This is a genomic window from Streptomyces sp. NBC_00513 (genome assembly GCF_041431415.1).
Classification (GTDB): Bacteria; Actinomycetota; Actinomycetes; order Streptomycetales; family Streptomycetaceae; genus Streptomyces.
The window spans coordinates 356,841-375,326 of sequence record NZ_CP107845.1; the positions used below are offsets into that span (position 1 = coordinate 356,841).

The following is an 18,486-nucleotide window of genomic DNA, read 5'->3' on the forward strand; positions in this document are numbered from 1 at the left end:
CCGGAATACCACGCCCCGCTTCATGCTCGCCTCCAGCTGCGCGCCGAGCCGGAGGTGAACCCCCCGCCGACCGCGGCCCCGGCCACGCACCGGATCCGCGTACCCGCCGCGGGCAGGAGGCCTGATACAGCGTCACCCAGGGGTTGCAGGCACGGGTGCCGGCTCGGCACGGCGCCCGGGGGGAGTCTGAGTATCCGTACTCAAGACCTGAGCCTCGCAGACTGCGAGCCTCAGCCGCATGAACAAGATCTACGGGGTCATGGCGGGTAGCGCGGTCGCCGGTGCGCTCACGGGCTGGATGGCGAGGGTGCTGTGGCTGTGGGCCATCGGGGAGGACGAGCGTAGTTGCGCGGGCAGTGTCACGATCTGCTTCACTCTCTACCCGCTCGCCGGGATCGCGCTGTGGATACTGCTGGGCGTGGCGGTACTCCTGCCGGCCTTTTGGATGCTGGGCGTAAGGCCGTTGAAGGCGATGGTCGCGGCGGCGTTCGTCCTCCAGTGGTTCATCGTCGTCGTTCTCGCCGGATCCTCTCGTGACGATCTCCCCCAGTCCTGGGCCTTGACCGTCGGGGTCATGGCGGTGGGTCCGATGCTGATCGCACTCTGCGCAGACCCCGCACGACGCTGGACGGGACGCATCGCCACAGGTGCACTGGTGGCGATGGGGCTCTCCCTCGACTGGCTCTCAACCCACACAACCGGATACATCCTCTAGCGCAATCTCCCGTCCTCACGTCAGTACGTGACACGTCGGCCAGCAGCCGGCCACTCAACGCCGGGACTGGGACGGCTGGGCATCGAGCAGCGCGAGCCTGGCCGACCTCGGCATCGACTGGGCACATGACGTCTGGCCGGCGAGATCCGGATGCGCACCTGCCGCATCCTGAAATGTTGACGATGGGTCTACGTCGATAGATGGCAGCATTTTCGGGAAGGATGGCAGATTTCGATGGGAACCAATTCCAGCAAATGTGAAATGTTGGCGGGTGTCGATGTACGCCAGCCGTCTCGGCCCAGACCGGGGCACTGGCAAAATCTCAAGCCCAAAAGGAGAATTGAAATGGCTGGAAAGTTCGGTACGTTAGCAACTGTCGTTGCGGCGGCAACGGCGGCCGTGGCTTTCGCGGGTGGCCCGGCGAGCGCGGCGGACACCGCGTACAACACGCGCAGCGTGTACTTGAACGGTGTCCCGCAATGGAGTGACTCCGACGCGTGTGTCACCAAGAACATATCCCTGGCATCGGGGACGTACACCTGGACGCAGATCTTCGGGTCCTCGCGTACACCGACCCGCGAGATCTACTTGGCGTCGGGCTCGTATTCCTGGACGGACTGCATCCGGGCCTATGACGGCCATTACAAGCAGAACTCGACACTCAGTAAGTCCGGTTCGACGCCCGCTGTCCTGAACGACGACACCCAGTACCACTGGGCCGCTGGTACGTACACCTTCGGTTCGCTGCTCGACCCGCACTTCTGATCGACGGCGAGGTCACCCTGATAGGGAAAGTTGCCATTCCCTGAGCACCGGGGCGGGAGCCCGTATCGGTCCCTCGCCCCGGCCGCTTGGCGGCAGGTGTCCCCGGATTGAGCGGCTCCACGAGTGGCAGGAAACCTTCGAGCGCAGCATGCGCAGCCTGGGACAGGTGGGCCCCAGCCAACCTCGGCCGGGGCCTTTCGGCGTCCCGATCCGCCATCGAAGTCCATGGCCATTGACCGTCGGGGCATCTCGCCCACTGGCCTGACGGAGCCGGCGCAGCTCCGCCCCCAGACGCCGTCCCCCGACGATGGGATTGCTGATCGCCGGCATGAGCGGGCTGCCTCCGGCCTCACAGCGACACGGCCGGTGCCGTCGTCGAGGAGTCGACCGAGGGCGGCGGCGAGGGTGCAGCGTTCGCAGAGGCGCCCGCCGAGCAAGGACCCTTCGAAGCCGCAGCGGTCGCAGAAGAAGTCGCGGGTGATGCCCGCGCAGTCGCGGCAGACCGGTGCACCGGCATCCCTTCGGCCCGGCAACAGATCTCCTGGCCGGACAGACCGAAACGTCGACGAACATCGCATGGCGCTTCGAGCCCGTAACCGCCGCCCCCGAGGAGCCCGCCGAGGAGTAGGCCGGGCCCTCGGTGGAGGCCATCGAGGGCTTCACCAGCCTGCTGGTCCCGGGCGACCCCCGACGCCGACCGGCCGCCTGTTGCCAGTGCCGCATCAGGCAACGTTCGCCCCTTCGTGACGGTCCCTGGATCTTCGGCGTGGGTGATCATGTGGGCGGCGGGCTCCGTCTGCCGGGCCGGAACGCCTCAGTTCGCCCCACCCTCCCCGCCTGAACGGCGCCGATACTCCTGGTATATACGCCGATTCGCCTCCAGCGTGGCGTCGACAGCCCTCTTCAACGGGCTGCCTCCGCTGGCCCGCTCCTCGCGGAGAGCTTCCGAGATCTCCGCCTCGCGGCGCCCCTGCGCCGGCCTCGGCTTCACGTCGGCGTCCAGGAGCCGCGCAGCTGCCGCCTGGCGCTCCTCGTCCCTTTGCCGCGCCCTGGCCCCTGACCACCACCGTGGGCCGAACTGCGGAAGATCGAGAGCACCGGGGGCGAAGCGCCGGACCATTCCCTCACTCTCCATCTGCTCCAGCATCGCCCGAAGGGCAGCCTCCGAGGTCCGCGGTGCATCTCCCCGCAACGCGCACCGGTTCGCGTCAATCGCCAGCACGATCCGGTCCTCCCCCGCCGGGTCCGGCAGCAGATCCATCACCTCCAGGATCTCTTCCGCGCTCGGCTGATGGGCGTCCTCGCGGCCCCGCCTCCGCCGTCTCACCATCGCCGCCCCTCATTCCTGCCCGGTAGCCGCGACACCGCCCCCGAGCCTCGCGGACATCTCCCATGATGGTGCTGACCGCCGTACGGCACCAGGCCCGTGCGCTCGTTGGCGTTCAGGGGGTGCCCCTACGAGTTCGGTCAAGCTGATGGGGCGGGTTGGGGTTCGTAGAAGGTGCCGTCCCGGAGCATGGCGAAGACAGCGTCGGCTCGTCGTCTTGCGAGGCAGAGGAGGGCTTGGGCGTGGTTTGCCCTGGTTGATCCTTTTGTCGCATTAGGTGGAACGTCGTGATCAAGATCCTGACGCGCGAGCAGCGTGACTTCGAGGAGACGTTCGGCGAGTTCCTCGAACGGCTGGAAGCAGCGTTCGACTTCACCGCAATGCCTGACTGCGGTCCGTGCCTGCCAGGCACGGACCGTACGGTCACCTTCCGCAGCGGCCTCCCGCAGGCTTGCCTGGGCGGTGCGGTGCCGGTGCACCGCCCAGGCACGGTGGCGAGCCGTGGCAAGCCGATGTCCTCGTCGGCTGCTCGAATGGGGACGGCGAGCGGCGCGGCAGGGAAGCCGTCACCGGCCCTGGCGGGCCGACAGGAACGTGCGGAACACCTGTGCGGAGCGCGGGTTCTGGTCGCACTGCCATACGCCGTGGGGGCAGTAGTCCGTGATGCTGTGGTAGAGCGGTTTGTGCTCGGCGATCCATCTCAGCATGCGCCGCATGTACTCGGGGTTGTCGCCGTTGCGGAACAGCCCCCATTCGGGATACGAGATCTGCTTCCCGTGCGCCCGCGCGAAGTCGACCTGCTGTCGGAGCCCGTACGGCTGGGTGACCTGCTCGTCGAAGGTGTGGCCGGGTGGCTGGTCGTAGCTGTCCATGCCCAGTACGTCGACCACGTCGTCACCGGGATAGCACGCGGTCCAGGCGATGGCGTCGCTGCCGCGGTTCGGGGCGAAGTCGAACCGCAACCGCTGTCCCTCGACCGAGCGCATGGCGGCCACGATGCGCCGCCAGTACCTTTTCCAGTTCTCGGGGTCGGGACGACACCGGTGGGTGTAGTTGAAGCCGTTCATCTCCCAGCCGAGCACGATCACCGTGTCCGGCACGCCGAGGGTGACCAGACGCTTGGCCAGCCTCCGGAAGTGGCGATCGTGCTCGCCCCGTGCGCCGGCGCGGATCAGCTCGGCCACCTGCTCGTCGGAGACGTCGGCCTCGTTGCGTTCCTGCATGGGCACGTTCAGAACGAAGAGCCGATCGGCTCTCGCCCTGCGCCACCGGGCCCAGCTGCGCAAGGAATCGGGGGCTCCCTCGATGTTCGACCAGGTGTCTCCGGGCAGGTAGGTGTGCCCGGCGCGCAGCTCGGTGCCCCCGAGCCAGTGCGAGAGGCCCCGCATCCTCTCCACACCGGGCGAGCCGTAGTGGAGGTAGGCGCCCACCGCGACCTCGGTCCCGGCGTTGCTGCCGGGCCCCCCGAGGCCCTCACCTGTGGGCGAGGCGAGGGCGCACCCGGTGACAAGCATGCCGACCAGGACCGTACGGGTGCAGGCGCTCGCCAACCGACGGCCCCGAGGGAACATGACGCCTCCATGGAAATCTCGAACGGTGTGCGTGGTCGCTGGGTGCGCTTTGCACCGATGCTAGGCATCTCGCCCGTTTCCGGCCTGTTCGGTGCCCCGATGCTCGGCTGAACGAACGACGCGGCCGTCGAGGGCTCGACCGGTTGGCCGCCTGTTACGAATGCGCCTCGAACTCGACGAGGAGACGCGTGGGGAGGTGCGGTAAGGCAGCGTGGTCGGGGCCCAGTTGAAGGCCCACCCGTCGCCCAGGGGGACACATGCGGACCCGCGCATTCGCACTCGTACTGACCGTTGTCGGCGCCGCCCTGTCAGCCGGCTGCTCCAGTGGACCCGAAGCCGCCGCGCCGAGCCCGAGCCCGAGTCCCAGTCTCAGCGTGAGTGCGATCCCCACCCGTACCCCGACACCGACCTCGCCGCCCGAGCCGACGCCCGCCGGTGAGCTCGTCGCCCTCTGGTACAAGCAGGACGGCTCAGAGCGGTACAACGAACTCGCCAAGCGGACGCGCGGCGTGCATGACCTTCACCAACAGGGCCGCGGAGTCATCGACTTCGAGAACCTGTCCGCGGCACTGCGCGCCGCCGAAGCCCACCAGGAGATCCCGGACGCGCCGACCCAGGCAGTGTGGGCGAACGCGCAGAAGCAGACCCGCAGCGGAATGGCGGACGTGCTGTCCGGTTCGTCGCTGGCCCTCATGCCCCTGCCCGAGGACGAGGCGAGGGAGGCGCAGGCCCGGGGGTGGGAGAAGATCGGCAAGGGGCTCGCGGAGCTGAAGGACCTGGACGCCCGATTCCGCGCCGTCGGAATCCGTCCCGACGTACTGAAAGACCCGTGGGCTGCCTACAACTGAGCCGTCGACCCGTGACCGCACGGTCCCTCGACGTGGACCGGTGAGGTGAACCTGTACGCCGGATGGCTGCGGGGACGGGTGGCAGCGGTGGCAGTCCACCAGGGCGCACCCAAGCGAACAAACAGTGACACGCAGGCAGCCGTCCGGCCGGTCCGGGCTGACTCCCTCGATGATCCGCCGGTCCCCGGCCCTGCCGGGTCAGGACACGACGAAGAACCTCGCGGACGGCGACCCGGCCCCCACTGGTCCTGTCACATGGACAGTCTCGCATTCACCCGGGTGTTGCCCGCGACCAGATCAGCACCCGCACTGCCCGCCGCCGCATCCAAGCCGCACGCCAACTCGGCCACGAGTAGAGCGCCCTGCCCGCCCACGACCCGAGAAGGCGAATGCGCCAGGTGGCGGCTGAGATGCCGGGCGGCGGTGACCGGGAGGACCGTGGCCCGTTGTCCGGGCATGTACATGGGCGCGGACGAGAAGGGCCGCGCACCCCCTGGCGTGGCGGTGAGCGCCCCGAGGACGGGGAGCGCCGCCGCGAGGAGAGGCGGCGCAGATTGCGTGCGAGGGCGGGACCGGGGGGCTGCCAGACTATGAAGTCCGGGCGAGACTGTGCCGGCCATCGGCCTGCCCGACGCGGAGTACCCCGGCGCCGCCCCGCCACTGGCCTGCTGCCACGGCCGCAGTCGCCCGAGCCACCCGCCGGCCTGCCAGGCCGGCGCACGTGTACAGACGCGGGTCAGCGGGCCCGCCCGGGCCGACGTGCGAAGGACCGCGGCCGGCCCCGGCTCACTTCTGATTCCGCCGCCTGCGCTCCTGGCACCGGTGCCAGGATCATTCACGACGCAGGCGCCCGGCCGCCGACGCCGACGCCACCTTTGACCCCTGCAGGCTCCGCCCCTGGAGTTCCCCGGCAGCAGGATGTGTGGAAGCGGGCGACGTCCTCGCCGGTCGGCAGGCGTCAGTGGGCGAGTTCGAGGCGCTCGACGCCCAGGTGTGTGGTGAGGAAGCGGGCGGCGCGGTCGAGTGCGGCGTCCGCCTCGTCGAGCCGGCCGTAGTTGAGCTGGAAGACGTGGGGAAGGCCGGGCCCGATTTCGAGCGTGACGTCGACGTCGTCGGCGCCCGCACGGCCAGCCAGCCGGACGGCGTCGTCGAGCAGCACCTCGTTGGCTCCGACCTGCACGAGCAGTGGGGGCAGCCCGGTGAGGTCGGCGAGCACCGGGCTCGCCAGGGGGTGTGTACGGTCGGCCGAGGCGGCGTACAGATCGGCATAGGCGCGTACGTCGGCCTCGGTGAAGATGGGGTCGGCATCCTCTTTGGAGCGCATGCTCTCCCCGGTGAGGGTGAGGTCGGCCCACGGGGAGAAGGTGACCACGGCGGCTGGTTGCGGGAGTCCGGCCTCGCGGGCCGCGAGTAGGGTGGCGATGCTCAGACCGCCACCGGCGGAGTCGCCGGCCACGACGAGTTCCCGCGGGTCGGTACCCGTTGCCAGCAGCTCGCGGTAGGCAGCGAGCCCGTCGTCGACGGCTGCGGGGAAGGGGTGCTCGGGCGCCAGCCGGTAGTCCACCGATACCGCTCGCAGCCCGGTGCGCAGGGCCAGTTCACCGGCGAGCCCGGCGTGGGTGTGGGGTGAGCCGACGACGTAGCCGCCGCCGTGCAGGTAGAGCAGCCGGCCGCGGCCGGAGAGTTCGGCCGGTATCAGCTCCAGGGCCGGCCGGCCGCCCAGGACGGTCCTGCGGGTGACCACGCCGTCCGGCGCGGGCCTGGTCAGAGCTGCGGCGAAACCGCTGCGCTGCTCCTCGACAGTGGGCGGCGTCCCGCCGCGCGGAGCGGAACGGAGCAGGGCATCCAGGGCCTCGCGCTGCTGTCGGGACATGGTGGCCTCCAGTGATCAGGATGAGAAGATGGATTCCCAGGAATCAATCTCTCAGAGTCAACCACATTCCAAGGAAGATGATTCCTAGGAATCTACTGGAGGTGTCGTGAGCCACATCACATCGATCTTCACTGATCTCGTCCGCGTCGAGACCCGGCTCTACAACGCGGTGAACGCCCGACTGCGCACCGAACAAGATCTGAGCCTGGGGCAGTTCGAGTTTCTGGAGATCATCGACCGCGTACCGGAATGCCGCGTGCTCGACATCGTCGGCGAGCTGGCCATCACAGTGGGAGCCGTCAGCAAGGCCGTCGATCGACTGGTGGCCGCGGGCTGGTGCGTGCGGGTCGCGCACCCCCAGGACCGCCGCTCGTCCGTCCTTCGCCTCACGCCCGAGGGCAAGGAACAACTGGCCGCCTCCCGTACCGTCGTCACCAGCGAACTCACCGCGCTCACGGCGACCGTTCCCCCTGACGAGCTGAACCGCATCGCCTCGACCCTGGCCGCCCTCCGCGCGACCCTTGAGGCAGGCTCCCTCGGCCAGCCGGGCTGAGCTTGACCTTGAGGTCCACGAAGATCATCGCGACCTCAAGGATCAAGCCGACAAAGGGACCCCCCGCGGGTACCGGCCCCGCTACCGCAGGCCTGGGGCGGTGACCGGTGGTGGCGGCAGGGCCTTGTCCCGGCGTGGACATGGACATGGACATGGACGACGAAGACTTCCTCGGCATACTCCTGGACGCCACCACCGACACCGACCTGAAGCTCCCACCAGCAACGAAGCCGGAACCGTCATGATGCTGCTGGGCCTCCTTGAGGAGGAGACCCACTCCGAGGAGGTACCTGCCGCCGCGGGAGAGATGCGGGAAGGTCGGAGGCAGTGGCGCGGCCACGCCAGGGACTGCGGGCCGGGGATCAGTCGCGGACCATCGGCTGGCGGTCGCCCCCGGCCGACTCGCCGCGAGGCGGGCGTCCGGCTCTATGTCCCGGTGGTGGCGGTGGGCAGGTCTCCCAGGTGGATCGGGTTGCTCCAGGCCCGTCCTCCGTCGGCGTCCTCGACGGTGACCCGGCAGTACCCCTGGCCGAACATCGTGACGGGCAGGGAGCCTTCGGTCAGGCCTTCGCCCTCCAACACCTGCAGGCCCGGGGCGCCCCCGGTGAGCAGGATCTTGCGCGCGGGCGAGCAGCGCACCGTGATCCGGCCGTCGTCGAGCCGGACGTCGTACAGGTCGGGGCCGGTGCTGGAGTAGTAGTGACCGGCCTTGAGGGCCGCGAGGAGCGCGTCCGGGTCGAGGGATTCGGCGCGTACCTGGACCCAGGCCACGCACCCCGGCGGGTCCTGGGGCTGGAAGTGCGCGTCGTCGGCGGCATAGGCGTTCAGCCGGTGCCCGCGGTTGAGCAGCACGTCGGTCAGGTGCCAGCTGTCGCCGCGGTGCTCACGATCCGCGAGCGCGTTGTAGACCTCGACCGCGTGCGCCGCGTCCAGGGACTCGGCGTCGTCCGTGGTCAGCAGCGAGGCCGCCGGGTGTGCCATGCCGACGAACGCACCCGCCGCCCGCGCCCGCCGCGCCAACTCCGGACCGCTCTCCTCGGGCCCGGGCGGCGTGAACCCGAGGGGCAGCCCCACGGCGACGATGTGCCACTTCGGACCGGCCTCCGTGCGCGGGGCGTGCAACTCCGCACCCAACAGCGTGGTGAACCCGGGCACGCGCAGCGCCCGGGTGTCCGTCAGCGGAAACCCGTACTCGGCCCGGAAATAATCGGTGACGGCCAGAAAGTCATAGCCGGCGTCCTGATAGCGGCGTACGACCTCCGCCGGAGACAACCCCCCGTCGGACTCGTCCGAATGAGTGTGCAGATTGCCGCGCCAAAACCGCCCGGCTTGATCGAACGGCAGGTCCAGCACAAGCATCCCCCGCACACGACGACAGTAAGTAACGCCGAGTCTAAAAGACTTGAGCTATACGTATGACTAATCCCCTCGGTGGGGCGCGCCAGCGTACGGTCACGGGCGCGGGTATCCGTGGCCCGAGGGTACTCGCCCAGGCGCACGACAACCCATATTGCCGCGTCTGCATCCCGCCCTCCGAACGTCACCCGTCGCGCGGGAGGCAGGAGCCGTCGGGATTGTGTCCTTCCGCAACAGCGCTGGCCTTGATCGCCCGTGTGTCCTACGGGGATGTGTCGCCCCGGCCGGAAGGCGACGGTCAGGCGTCCGGGCGGTCGGCCACCGGGCGGCCAGGGCCGGGGCACCGCGGGCGCGGACGGCGGCGCTGCAACGCCTGGAACGACAGCCGGCCGACCGCGCTGTCCCAGACGACGAGCTCGCCGTCGAGGACCATGCCGTCGGGGCGCTGCCCGGCGGCCGCCACCAGGTCCGACCACCGCGGTCCTGGACCAGCGCCCCTGGCCTGCCTCCTGTCGTTGACCATTCCCGCCGACCACACCACGCCCTAGACTGCGACCGCTCCAAAACCTGGCGATCATCAGGAGGGCGTACAAGATGAACCGAGCACTGATCAGCGCATTTGCGGCCGTTACGTTAGTTGTGTCCGGGGGAAGTGCCGCCACCGCTTCCGACGGCGCTCCGCCGCGCACCACGCACGGCCCTTGCCAGTACACGCAGACCCCGGACGAGCCGCCCGCGCGTCATGTTCCACTGCCGCCCGACCCGCGGCGCACCCCTGGCCGTGGCACGGTTGACATGGCTGTCGCGACCAGTCAGGGTCCGCTCCCGCTGCGTTTGGACCAGGCCAAGGCGCCGTGCACGGTCCAGAGTTTCCTGCACCTGGCACGGCATGGGTTCTATGACCGAACGGTGTGCCACCGTCTGACGGCGTATCCGACGCTGAAGGTCCTGCAGTGCGGCGACCCGACCGGGACCGGTGAGGGAGGGCCCGGGTACAAGTACAAGGACGAGCTACCGGTGGATTTGCCACCCGCACCGACCGATCCGACCGGCGCGCGCCGCCTGTACGGGCGCGGCCTGCTGGCGATGGCCAACGCCGGTCCGGACACGAACGGCTCACAGTTCTTCGTCGTCTACGGCGACTCCGCACTACGCCCGAACTACACGGTGTTCGGCACGGTCGGCCCCGACGGCCTGGCAACACTCGACAAAACCGCCGCCGGAGGAATCCAGCCGACCGCGGAGGACCCGGCACCGGTCGACGGCACACCCGTGCTGCGGACCGAGCTCCTCCGCGTCCGGCCGTCCTGCCGGCATTGACTCCCCGCGGCCGCGCCGAAGCCGCGGCCGCTGCGGTGGCGCCTGTCCGGGGGCAAGGGCGGGGGTGGTGGTCGACACCGCCGCGCTGCTCTGGGAGATCCGGCACGTGACCTCGGAGCAGCAGAAGCGGCTCGGCGCGTACGCGGTGGCACCGGGGCCGGCCCCGGCGGGAGCGGCGGGATCCACGGCTGGTGTCCTCGGAGCCCCGGGGCGTACTGTTCCCGGCCCCCCTGGGCGGGCGCTGTCACCGGGCCGTCTGGCGCCGGCTCTTCGGGCGGAGGATCATCCGGTGGGCACGGGCCGCCGACCGGCGGCTGCCCGACCGAGGGCCCGGTTCGAGCGGGCCGGGGGGAGGCGCGCATGACCGCCGCGGAACAGCTCAACTGGGCAGCCCTGTTGCGGTTCGACCAGGAGCGGGGGCTGGAGGGCTGCCGGCAGGACGCGGAGGCCGCCGGCCGCCGGGGGGACGGCCGGGCCCGGGCCCGGTACCTCCAGGAGGTCGCCCAGCTGGACATGCTGCCCAGGCTCTGGGAGTTCGGGGTCCCGCTCACCGAGGAGGAGTACCAGGACGCGGGGCGGGTGCGGTCGTGGATGACCCACGAGCAGGCGGCGGCCCGTCACGAGGCACTGTCCCGGTACCCGTCGCCGCCGGGCCGGAGCCGGGACCCCCACATCCGGTACTTCTGGTCCCCGGACGGCCACCTCATGTACGTGACGACGGCCCGTGACGACGGCCCGTGACGACGGCCCGTGACGACGGCCGATTCGTCGTCAACCACGGTTACCTGACGCCCGAATGGGCCGACCGGCTACGCCGGGACATGCCGCGGCTGGCGCACCTGGTGACCCTGTACGAGAGGAACCAGAAAGCGGGCCGAGGCCACGAGGAAGCCCCGGCACGACCAGGCCGAGGGTGACGGCCTGGACCGGGTCGGTGCCCGAGGCCTGCGGGTCCGGCTGCTGCCGAGGCTGGGACGACTGCTGCTGCTCGGTGATGGAACGTGAGAGTCCTCAAGGGCCGGGGCAGTTTGCCGGCTGACGCAGGTGAGGCGGGGTACCCGCCCGACAAACACGGGTGGCCTCGGCTCCACTACGACAGTCCGGGTGGGGGCCGGGACCAGTCCGGGATCAATGGGCGGTGTTCTTGGAGGCCGGGTACGTCGGCCGGGTCCGGAATGCGGCCGGGCGGGCCACGAGGCAGGTGAGAGCGCCGAGGACGAATCCGTATACGGACACCAGACCATGGCCATTGGCCTGGGCGAACCACATCACCAGGCCGAGTACCGGCACACCGACCGCGAAAAGGATCTCCACGCGCTGCGCCTTGTCCAGGCCCGTACGTGAAGTTGGCAGTTCGCGCAGGAGGCGGAGGAGGAGGGCGGCGGCGAGAGTAGCGCCGAGGAAGTAGGTGGCTCCTGAACTGCCCGCGAAGTTCCGTGGGTCGGTGCTGTGGTGGCCGCCCGCGCCAAAGAGGGTGTCGATGTGCTCCGGCAGCAGGATCCCGGCGAGGAACAGGCCGACGGTGATCGGGGTTCTCCAGAACCAGTCGGCCAGGGCGGCGATGACGGCGAGCGTGGCGATGTTCCAGGCTCCGCCGAACAGGCCGCCGTTCTGCATGAACACCGAGGTCAGGACCCGCCACCAGCCCGACCGGGCCGGATCCGCGTCCAGCGCATCCATCGCCCCCGACCAGCACACCTGGACCACTGTCCCGGTAAGGGCGAGGCCGGTCAGGACCACCGCGGCCCAGGGCATGCGCCGACCGCGCAACGTTCCCTCGCCGAGCAGGGCCACTCCCGCCTTGAACATCAACACCATGAGTACCGCCGTGGTCACGTTGAACACCAGCGCGTCCATCGCCACCACCCCCCTTCGGTCCGCCGCTCGCGTCCTTCCGAGATGACAGTAGCCCCGCCCACCCCATAATTCAAACAGTGTTAGAATCTCGGGGTAGGGTGCCCCCATGAAGCTGACTCGAGAGCGGATCATCGACGCGGGCATGGCCGAGTTCGCCGCATCCGGCTACCACGGTCTGTCCATGCGCAAGGTCGCCCAGCGCCTCGACGCGCAGGCCGGAAGCCTCTACTACCACGTGCCGAACAAGAGCGTCCTGATCCAGCTGATGGCCGACCGCGTCGCCCAGCACGCCTACGAGGCCGGCACCGCGGCCCTGTCCGCACTCGACCCGGCAGCCGACTGGCAGGACAAGGTCCAGGCCCAGCTCGCCGCCCTCCGCGAGAGCATCCGCCTCCACCCCGGCGGCGCGCTCATGCTCGCCGACAGCCCCAAACTCCTCAGCACCAGCGCCCTGTCCCTGATGGAACGTCTCCTGGAAACCCTGCACGCCGCAGGCATCCCCGCCGGGCACGCGGCGATCGGAGCCGACACCCTCCTCAGCCACACCACCGGCTTCGTCCTCCAGGAACAGAGCCAGCCCCCCACCGCGGACATCAGCGCCGGGGAAGCCGCCACGTTCCCCGCACGCTTTCCCCTCACCGTGGCCGCCTCCTCCCACACCGAGGACGACACATTCATCCGCAGCATCCGGCTCATCTGCGCCGGCCTCGTCCAACTCTCCCAAACCGGCCCCCAGTAACGAAGACCTCTCCACAGCTCAGCCGTCACCACCGCTGGTACGAGGCAGGCCTTGTAACCGGCCGCGTGGCGCCACTCGTCCTCGATGGAACCCTCCACCTGCCCGACCTCGTCGCGCGGGTGGAGAAACACCTTGCCGGAAACTGAAGCGCTCTCGTCTCTGGCCCGTTGATCGCCGCCGACTTCCAAGCCAGAACGGCGGCGGTAGTGGAGCTCGGTCCACGCGAGAGGGCCCCGGCCGGCCACGCGGATCCGGTGACGTCCGGTGACGTCCAGGGTGATCATTCTCCGAGGGGATGAGGCCGGGCTCCAGGCGATGCGTTTACGCCTGCGCCTGGTTGTCGGTGCGCTGTTGGCGTTGGCGTCCGCAATGACGGGTTGTTCGGGGGAGCCTGATCGAGTCGATGCGGGGTTCCGTCTGCGGTGAATAGCCGGCTTCATGGGACCCCCAGCCGTCGCCCCGGTCCGGTCAGATGACTGCATGAGAGACAGGGCCAGGCCGGCCGTCTGAGGAGCTCTGGCCTACCTGACGGCCGAGACCGCCCTTACCCGACCTGCTCCGAAGGGAGCCCTCACCGCATGAGCCCCGAACTCCCGGCGCTGCTCGACCTCGCCCGCTCGGTCACCGAACGGGCGAGATCGAGCAGCAGCTCCGCGACCTCACCCCGGACCTGATCACCGCCAAGGGCGACCGCGACATGGTCACCAACGTCGACCTCGCCACCGAACACGAGGCCCGGGCAACCCTCCTGAACGCGGCCCCCGGCATCGGCTTCGTCGGCGAAGAAGAGGGCGGAGACGCCGGCGCCGACACCTACTGGATCATCGACCCGGTCGACGGCACCGCCAACTTCATCCGCGGCCTGCCGCTGTGCGGGATCTCCCTCGCGCTCGTCCACCACGGTGTGTCCATCCTCGGCGTGATCCACCTGCCCCTGATCGGCCGGCGCTACTGGGCCGCCCAGGGCATGGGCGCGTATCGCGACGGCCGGCGCATCAGCGCCGCCGCCACCAGCACGCTGCCCGAGGCGATGATCGCCGTCGGCGACTACGGGACGGGCCCCGACGGCCCCGAGCGCAATCGCGTCGCCCTCGCCATCCACGCGTACCTCGCCGAGCAGGCGCAGCGCGTGCGCATGCTCGGGTCCGCCGCCGTGGATCTGGCCCTCGTCGCCGACGGCACCCTCGACGCCACCATCACCCTGGGCAACCACGACTGGGACATGGCCGCAGGCGTCGTCCTCGCCCGCGAGGCCGGCGCCATCGTCATGGACACCGACGGCAGCCCGCACACCCCCGCCTCGCTCACCACCATCGCGACGACGCCCGGCCTGCGCGACGCCCTCCTGGACATCCTGAAGGCCACCACCACAGGCACCCCATGGGCGGCCACGGAGGGGATCCCGGCATGCCGATCGCGATAGAGGGCACTGCCCGGCGCCGGGAACACCACACCGTCCCGCCTCCCGGTTCCTGGGTTATCTAGGGCGCCATGGAGGTGTGAGGCACATGAGGCAAGTGGCCTGAGATCTATGTGCCTTATCGATACCCATGGGTTGTTCAGGCATGTTGAGCATGTGCAGAAGGCCCGCCATCGAGGATCCAGCCACAAATGTTCTGGTCGGAACATTTCGCCCGATGCTCGACCGGCGCCCTCCTGGCCAGACTTCTTGACGTTCGGCAGGGCACGGAGCCGCCTGTAGGGATGCCCATGGAGGTGGTTCGGTCGAACCGCTTTGCAGACGCGCCCACGAGCGGCGAACGAGGGTACCAAAGGGCCGTCCGTCGCTGGATGCTCGCCGGAATGTAGGCTCTCTCGTCGCGAACTCGAACTAAGGATCAATTGTGGGGAAAAACACCGCAGTACGCCACACGAAGTGGTATTACCTCGCATACTGCGCAGGCGGCGAAATGGCCCTGGGCGCCACCTTGTGGGTATGGACCGCCGGCAGCGCGACACGTCGGGACGAGTTCGGGCCCGAGACGCCCGGTGTGCCCTGGGGAACGCTGCTGGTGACAGCGATCGTGGTCACCGCGGTAGCAGGAGGACTCATCGCGTTCACCGGCACCATCTCGCGAATCCTGCGTTGGGCAGTCGCGCTCACCGGAATGATATCCGCGGGCGCAATGGGCCCGCTCGCGCTGCGGCTCATGGTGCGACCGTCGCCGGCGGCCCTCCTGGCGGCGGTGGGCGTTCTCGGTATGTGCGTGGCCATGACAGGGCTGCTGCGCGCACCGTTCATCCGGAAGCCCGAATCCCGAGCCGGCCATTCCGCTTGACGATTCAGCCGCCGCGTCACCGTGCCGGGAGCCATGTCCGGGGCCGTCCACATACGCTGGACCAAGCCGAAACTGCGGGACTCGGCGGCGGCAGACCGCTGGACCTGGCTCGTCCTGGCCGCACACGCTCAGCTCTGTCTCGCCCGCCCACTCGCTCAGGATCCACGTCGGCCATGGGAGCGGCCCGCGGAAGCGAAAAGGCTCACCCCGGCCCGGGTCCGGCGGGGGTTCAGGAACCTGCACGCGAAGACGGGCACACCAGCCGGTGCACCGAAACCCACACGGCCCGGCCCCGGCCGCCCGCTCGGTTCGATGAGCCGGCGGCCCGCTACGACGTCGGACGAGTCCTCGCCACCGGCGAGTCCTGCACCCGACCCGCACACTACAAGGTCGGCACCAAACCAAGACGCAGCTCTGAACCGAGTACGGCAGCGTGAAACTCCCGGCCGACAGCATGGAAGTCGTGCGACCATTCGTCGGCCAACAGGGCCACGAGCGGGAACGAAGGACGATGGAATACATCAATCTGGATGCACAGGTCGGCAACCTGTCAGGCGTCATATCCCCGGCTCGATACCTGGAGCGTCTGCCGTCGCTGGCTGACGATCTGCCAGCCGGGGCCCGGGCATTCGCCACTGCGCCAGAGCACTACGACTTCTACAGCAAGCGGTGCGTGAAGGATCTAGCGGTCCAGCACATCCGCCGCGTCGGAGCTGACGACCAGCAGATGGAGATCCAGTTCCGGCACAACTGCTGGAAGCACGACGAAGACCTGGTCATCCGCTACATAGGTGTCTCCAGCTTCGATGGCGGAAGTATCGAGGACACCGACTGGGTGACCGTCGGGACGGTCATCCTCGACGAGGTCCTGCCCCACCAGAACGGTTGCCGTCACGAGATCGCGTTCTGGAACAGCTCACTCACCGTCGTCTGCCATGACCTCATCGCGACCTGGACCGCGGCTGACTGCCCCGACAACCCCTAGACCAGCAAGTCCCCTGCTCGCAGAGGTTAAACGGCAAGGGAATCGCTCGGGGTGCCGGGGACGACCATCTGCCCGATCCCGGCGACCTGCTCGTTGACGGCATTGAGCCAGGTGATGCCGCGCTTGAACCCGAAGTGCTTCGGGGACGGCGCCGCGCTGATCGTGCGGACCGGGTCGACGAACCGCGGTCCGTCGACCGAGGCCGGCAGACCGTCGCCCCAATACGCCACGACCGGCACCTGGGACTGGGCCTCGATCAGCATCGCGTTCGCCGCGGCGATGGTGTCGCCCCGGAGGTAGAACTGGTCAACGTGGACCAGCCGGGTACGGGTGAGCGCGTCGTGGCCGGGGTTGGTGACCGGGGTCATGCCGATGTTGCACGCCTCGGACACCAACAGCGCGATCACCGAGGTGGTCAGGTCCTTCGATCCGGGCGGCGAAGTCCTTTCCGTTCACGCCGGCCTCGACGCGCAGTTCCCGCAGGCGCGCGCCGAGGGCCATCCTGGCGCTCTGGAAGTCCGTGCTCACACGGATGAACGTACCTGCGTCCACACCTCGGTTGAAGGGGACGCGAGGGGCCAGGCGCGGTCACGGGCCCGGCAGGCGGCGAGGACGTCGGCGGGGTCGTCGATGACCTCGACGCCGGTCGTGACGTCCTGCTCGTCAATATGGAAACGGACCAGGATTCGAGAGTCGAACAGCCAGAAGTCGTAGTCGGGCAGTTCCAGGTGCACGGCTTGCGCGCGGGCGAGTACGCGGATGTCCTCGCCCATCGATGCGTTCGCCGTGGCGGAGGCCATCAGGAACCGCTGGCCGTCGGTCGGCGGCTCGTCGATGATCCGCACGCGGGAGAACCGGCCGCCCTGCGCGGTCCTCTCGCGGACGTTGACGTGCCACGCGTTGTCCGGTTCCGGCGCCGGGTCGACACCGCGCATGAACGCCTGAAAACGCGCGCCGGCCCGGTCGGTGGCGTACCCGCGGCGGGTCTCCAGCCGGAACGCGGTGTGTCGGTACTCGGCGAACAGGTGGGCGATGTCCTCGACTGCCGACCAGATCGAGCACTGCCGGGTCGACCTTGTCTGCGGTCCACGCGAAGCCGGCAGCGGGGTTCCCCTCCAACTGGATGACCAGTGTGGCGGCCTGGGGAAGCTCCACGTCGCTTTGGCCGCCGCGCTGCCCGTTGATGGTCTTCGTCGAGGGCTTGTCACTCATCGCGAATCCGCTCCTTCCAGGTACGGCCGTCCGGGCCGCTCAGTGCACCTCTGTGCTCCACGCACCTTCCGACACCGCTGCGGGTATGCCCGAAGCCGGGGATCTGCTGTGCACTGCCATGGGCGAGGCGCTGCCGCGGGTCGGCCACAGCCCGGTGGGCTCGGGGCCCATGCGGGGGATGACTCGGCCGATGTGACCCAGCAGCAGCGCCTCACCGCGAGCTTGCGTTCAGCGCGGAGGTCGCACCCAGAGGCCCCCCGGGCCCGCGATGGGGCTCATCACCGACGAACTCCGTACCCCAGGTACGTCACCAGCGGGCTCCCGCCCGGGTCAAGCACCATGTCGACCGAGTCCGGCAGTTGTTCGTCGGTCAGCGTGCCGCTACGACGTCCGCGTATCGCCCGCACCAGGCTGCGGACATCGCGCGGCTTGAACGCCGAGACGTCTCTCGCGGTCAGCCCCGCCCTACCGAGCGCCCGTGCGATCTCCACCGGGGTGCGCAGCCGCTGTGCGGCGTAGCGGCCACGGGGCATGATCCGTGTGCCCGGGAAGGCCTGGAAGGCGCCGAGGTAGATGAGGCGGGACACGAGTGTGCGGTTCACGGTGTCGTAGACGAAAGCGCCGCCGGGTCGCAGTACGCGTGCCGCCTCCGCGAGGACCGCATCCGGCCGTTCGGTGATTTCGAGGGTGTCGGCGCAGTACACGAGGTCGAAGGAGCTGTCCGGCAGGTCGAGTTCCTCCGCGGGTGCCGTCAGGTACGTGACGCCCGGCCCGTCGTCCGCCTCCAGGGCGAGGACCGTCGCGGCGTGTGACGCGTCGGCTGCGGTGACCTCGAACCCGAGCCGGGCGAGGCCGCGGGCCAAAAGGCCCCGTCCACTGCCCACGACGAGCGCCCTGCCGGCCGACGGGACAATATTCGACTCCCCGATCACATGGTCCAGGTACTCCACGCGTACGGACTGGAAGGCGAGAGCACGGATGTGACGGCCGTCGACGGCCCCGAAGGCGTCCGAGTCGAGTGCGAGGTGCGGGGCGCTGGCCATGGCGGACTCCCTCGGCGATCCGGTCAAGTTCCCTCAAGGAACC

General features: G+C 69.4%; 18 protein-coding genes and 3 pseudogenes. 11 read left to right on the forward strand and 10 right to left on the reverse strand.

What is annotated here, in order from left to right; translation table 11 throughout:
• Window positions 1-238: 238 nt before the first annotated feature.
• Both OHA84_RS01795 and OHA84_RS01800 read left to right on the forward strand, forming a co-directional pair.
• Window positions 239-715 carry a hypothetical protein gene (locus OHA84_RS01795; protein WP_266976751.1) on the forward strand — a complete coding sequence of 159 codons (477 nt, stop codon included), beginning with the start codon at window positions 239-241 and terminating at the stop codon, window positions 713-715.
• Between the two features lie 345 nt (window positions 716-1,060).
• Window positions 1,061-1,480, forward strand: a complete 420-nt coding sequence (locus OHA84_RS01800) for a hypothetical protein (protein ID WP_266976749.1) — start codon at window positions 1,061-1,063, stop codon at window positions 1,478-1,480.
• An 814-nt stretch (window positions 1,481-2,294) separates the two neighbouring features.
• Here the strand turns inward: OHA84_RS01800 and OHA84_RS01805 are convergent.
• Window positions 2,295-2,741 carry a hypothetical protein gene (locus OHA84_RS01805; protein WP_266976747.1) on the reverse strand — a complete coding sequence of 149 codons (447 nt, stop codon included), beginning with the start codon at window positions 2,739-2,741 and terminating at the stop codon, window positions 2,295-2,297.
• Window positions 2,742-3,373: 632 nt separating this feature from the next.
• Window positions 3,374-4,378 carry a glycoside hydrolase family 26 protein gene (locus OHA84_RS01810; RefSeq protein ID WP_371591297.1) on the reverse strand — a complete coding sequence of 335 codons (1,005 nt, stop codon included), beginning with the start codon at window positions 4,376-4,378 and terminating at the stop codon, window positions 3,374-3,376.
• A 374-nt stretch (window positions 4,379-4,752) separates the two neighbouring features.
• Between OHA84_RS01810 and OHA84_RS01815 the strand changes: the two genes are divergently transcribed.
• Window positions 4,753-5,226 carry a hypothetical protein gene (locus tag OHA84_RS01815; RefSeq protein WP_266976745.1) on the forward strand — a complete coding sequence of 158 codons (474 nt, stop codon included), beginning with the start codon at window positions 4,753-4,755 and terminating at the stop codon, window positions 5,224-5,226.
• A gap of 958 nt (window positions 5,227-6,184) precedes the next feature.
• Here the strand turns inward: OHA84_RS01815 and OHA84_RS01820 are convergent.
• A complete protein-coding gene (locus tag OHA84_RS01820; protein ID WP_266976743.1) occupies window positions 6,185-7,099 on the reverse strand; it encodes an alpha/beta hydrolase in 915 nt (304 codons plus the stop codon).
• A 106-nt stretch (window positions 7,100-7,205) separates the two neighbouring features.
• On the opposite strand from OHA84_RS01820, the gene OHA84_RS01825 reads away from it, so the two are divergent.
• Window positions 7,206-7,652, forward strand: a complete 447-nt coding sequence (locus OHA84_RS01825) for a MarR family winged helix-turn-helix transcriptional regulator (protein WP_053676388.1) — start codon at window positions 7,206-7,208, stop codon at window positions 7,650-7,652.
• A gap of 426 nt (window positions 7,653-8,078) precedes the next feature.
• On the opposite strand, the gene OHA84_RS01830 is transcribed toward OHA84_RS01825, so the two are convergent.
• Both OHA84_RS01830 and OHA84_RS01835 read right to left on the reverse strand, forming a co-directional pair.
• Window positions 8,079-9,011 (reverse strand): CehA/McbA family metallohydrolase, encoded by a 933-nt coding sequence (locus tag OHA84_RS01830; protein WP_266976858.1) that lies wholly within the window; start codon window positions 9,009-9,011, stop codon window positions 8,079-8,081.
• A gap of 295 nt (window positions 9,012-9,306) precedes the next feature.
• Window positions 9,307-9,531, reverse strand: coding sequence for a hypothetical protein (locus tag OHA84_RS01835; RefSeq protein WP_266976741.1), 225 nt, complete (start codon window positions 9,529-9,531; stop codon window positions 9,307-9,309).
• Between the two features lie 71 nt (window positions 9,532-9,602).
• Between OHA84_RS01835 and OHA84_RS01840 the strand changes: the two genes are divergently transcribed.
• Window positions 9,603-10,328 (forward strand): peptidylprolyl isomerase, encoded by a 726-nt coding sequence (locus OHA84_RS01840; protein WP_266976739.1) that lies wholly within the window; start codon window positions 9,603-9,605, stop codon window positions 10,326-10,328.
• A 360-nt stretch (window positions 10,329-10,688) separates the two neighbouring features.
• Complete coding sequence (locus OHA84_RS01845; RefSeq protein ID WP_266976737.1) at window positions 10,689-11,069, forward strand: hypothetical protein; 381 nt, start codon at window positions 10,689-10,691, stop codon at window positions 11,067-11,069.
• A 387-nt stretch (window positions 11,070-11,456) separates the two neighbouring features.
• Here OHA84_RS01845 and OHA84_RS01850 read toward each other — a convergent pair whose 3' ends face one another.
• Window positions 11,457-12,185, reverse strand: a complete 729-nt coding sequence (locus OHA84_RS01850) for a hypothetical protein (protein WP_266976735.1) — start codon at window positions 12,183-12,185, stop codon at window positions 11,457-11,459.
• Between the two features lie 106 nt (window positions 12,186-12,291).
• Between OHA84_RS01850 and OHA84_RS01855 the strand changes: the two genes are divergently transcribed.
• The 5 genes and pseudogenes from OHA84_RS01855 to OHA84_RS01875 all read left to right on the forward strand — a co-directional run bounded on the left by OHA84_RS01855 (window position 12,292) and on the right by OHA84_RS01875 (window position 16,188).
• Window positions 12,292-12,924 (forward strand): TetR/AcrR family transcriptional regulator, encoded by a 633-nt coding sequence (locus OHA84_RS01855; RefSeq protein WP_266976733.1) that lies wholly within the window; start codon window positions 12,292-12,294, stop codon window positions 12,922-12,924.
• Window positions 12,925-13,621: 697 nt separating this feature from the next.
• The gene (locus OHA84_RS01860) at window positions 13,622-14,347 is read left to right on the forward strand and encodes an inositol monophosphatase (RefSeq protein WP_266976731.1); all 726 of its coding nucleotides are present in this window, start codon (window positions 13,622-13,624) and stop codon (window positions 14,345-14,347) included.
• Window positions 14,348-14,768: 421 nt separating this feature from the next.
• A complete protein-coding gene (locus OHA84_RS01865; RefSeq protein ID WP_266976729.1) occupies window positions 14,769-15,203 on the forward strand; it encodes a hypothetical protein in 435 nt (144 codons plus the stop codon).
• 57 nt (window positions 15,204-15,260) lie between these two features.
• Window positions 15,261-15,545 (forward strand): annotated as a pseudogene (locus OHA84_RS01870) (transposase); the annotation flags it as partial.
• Window positions 15,546-15,714: 169 nt separating this feature from the next.
• Window positions 15,715-16,188 carry a hypothetical protein gene (locus OHA84_RS01875; RefSeq protein ID WP_266976727.1) on the forward strand — a complete coding sequence of 158 codons (474 nt, stop codon included), beginning with the start codon at window positions 15,715-15,717 and terminating at the stop codon, window positions 16,186-16,188.
• A 29-nt stretch (window positions 16,189-16,217) separates the two neighbouring features.
• Here the strand turns inward: OHA84_RS01875 and OHA84_RS01880 are convergent.
• From OHA84_RS01880 to OHA84_RS01895, 4 genes and pseudogenes are all read right to left on the reverse strand, one after another.
• Window positions 16,218-16,613 (reverse strand): annotated as a pseudogene (locus OHA84_RS01880) (Tn3 family transposase); the annotation flags it as partial.
• A gap of 1 nt (window position 16,614) precedes the next feature.
• Window positions 16,615-16,716 (reverse strand): annotated as a pseudogene (locus tag OHA84_RS01885) (transcriptional regulator); the annotation flags it as partial.
• Complete coding sequence (locus OHA84_RS01890; protein ID WP_323182100.1) at window positions 16,713-17,396, reverse strand: DUF6879 family protein; 684 nt, start codon at window positions 17,394-17,396, stop codon at window positions 16,713-16,715. The gene OHA84_RS01890 and the pseudogene OHA84_RS01885, both read right to left, overlap by 4 nt.
• 282 nt (window positions 17,397-17,678) lie before the next feature.
• Window positions 17,679-18,443 (reverse strand): methyltransferase domain-containing protein, encoded by a 765-nt coding sequence (locus OHA84_RS01895; protein ID WP_266976723.1) that lies wholly within the window; start codon window positions 18,441-18,443, stop codon window positions 17,679-17,681.
• Window positions 18,444-18,486 lie beyond the last annotated feature (43 nt).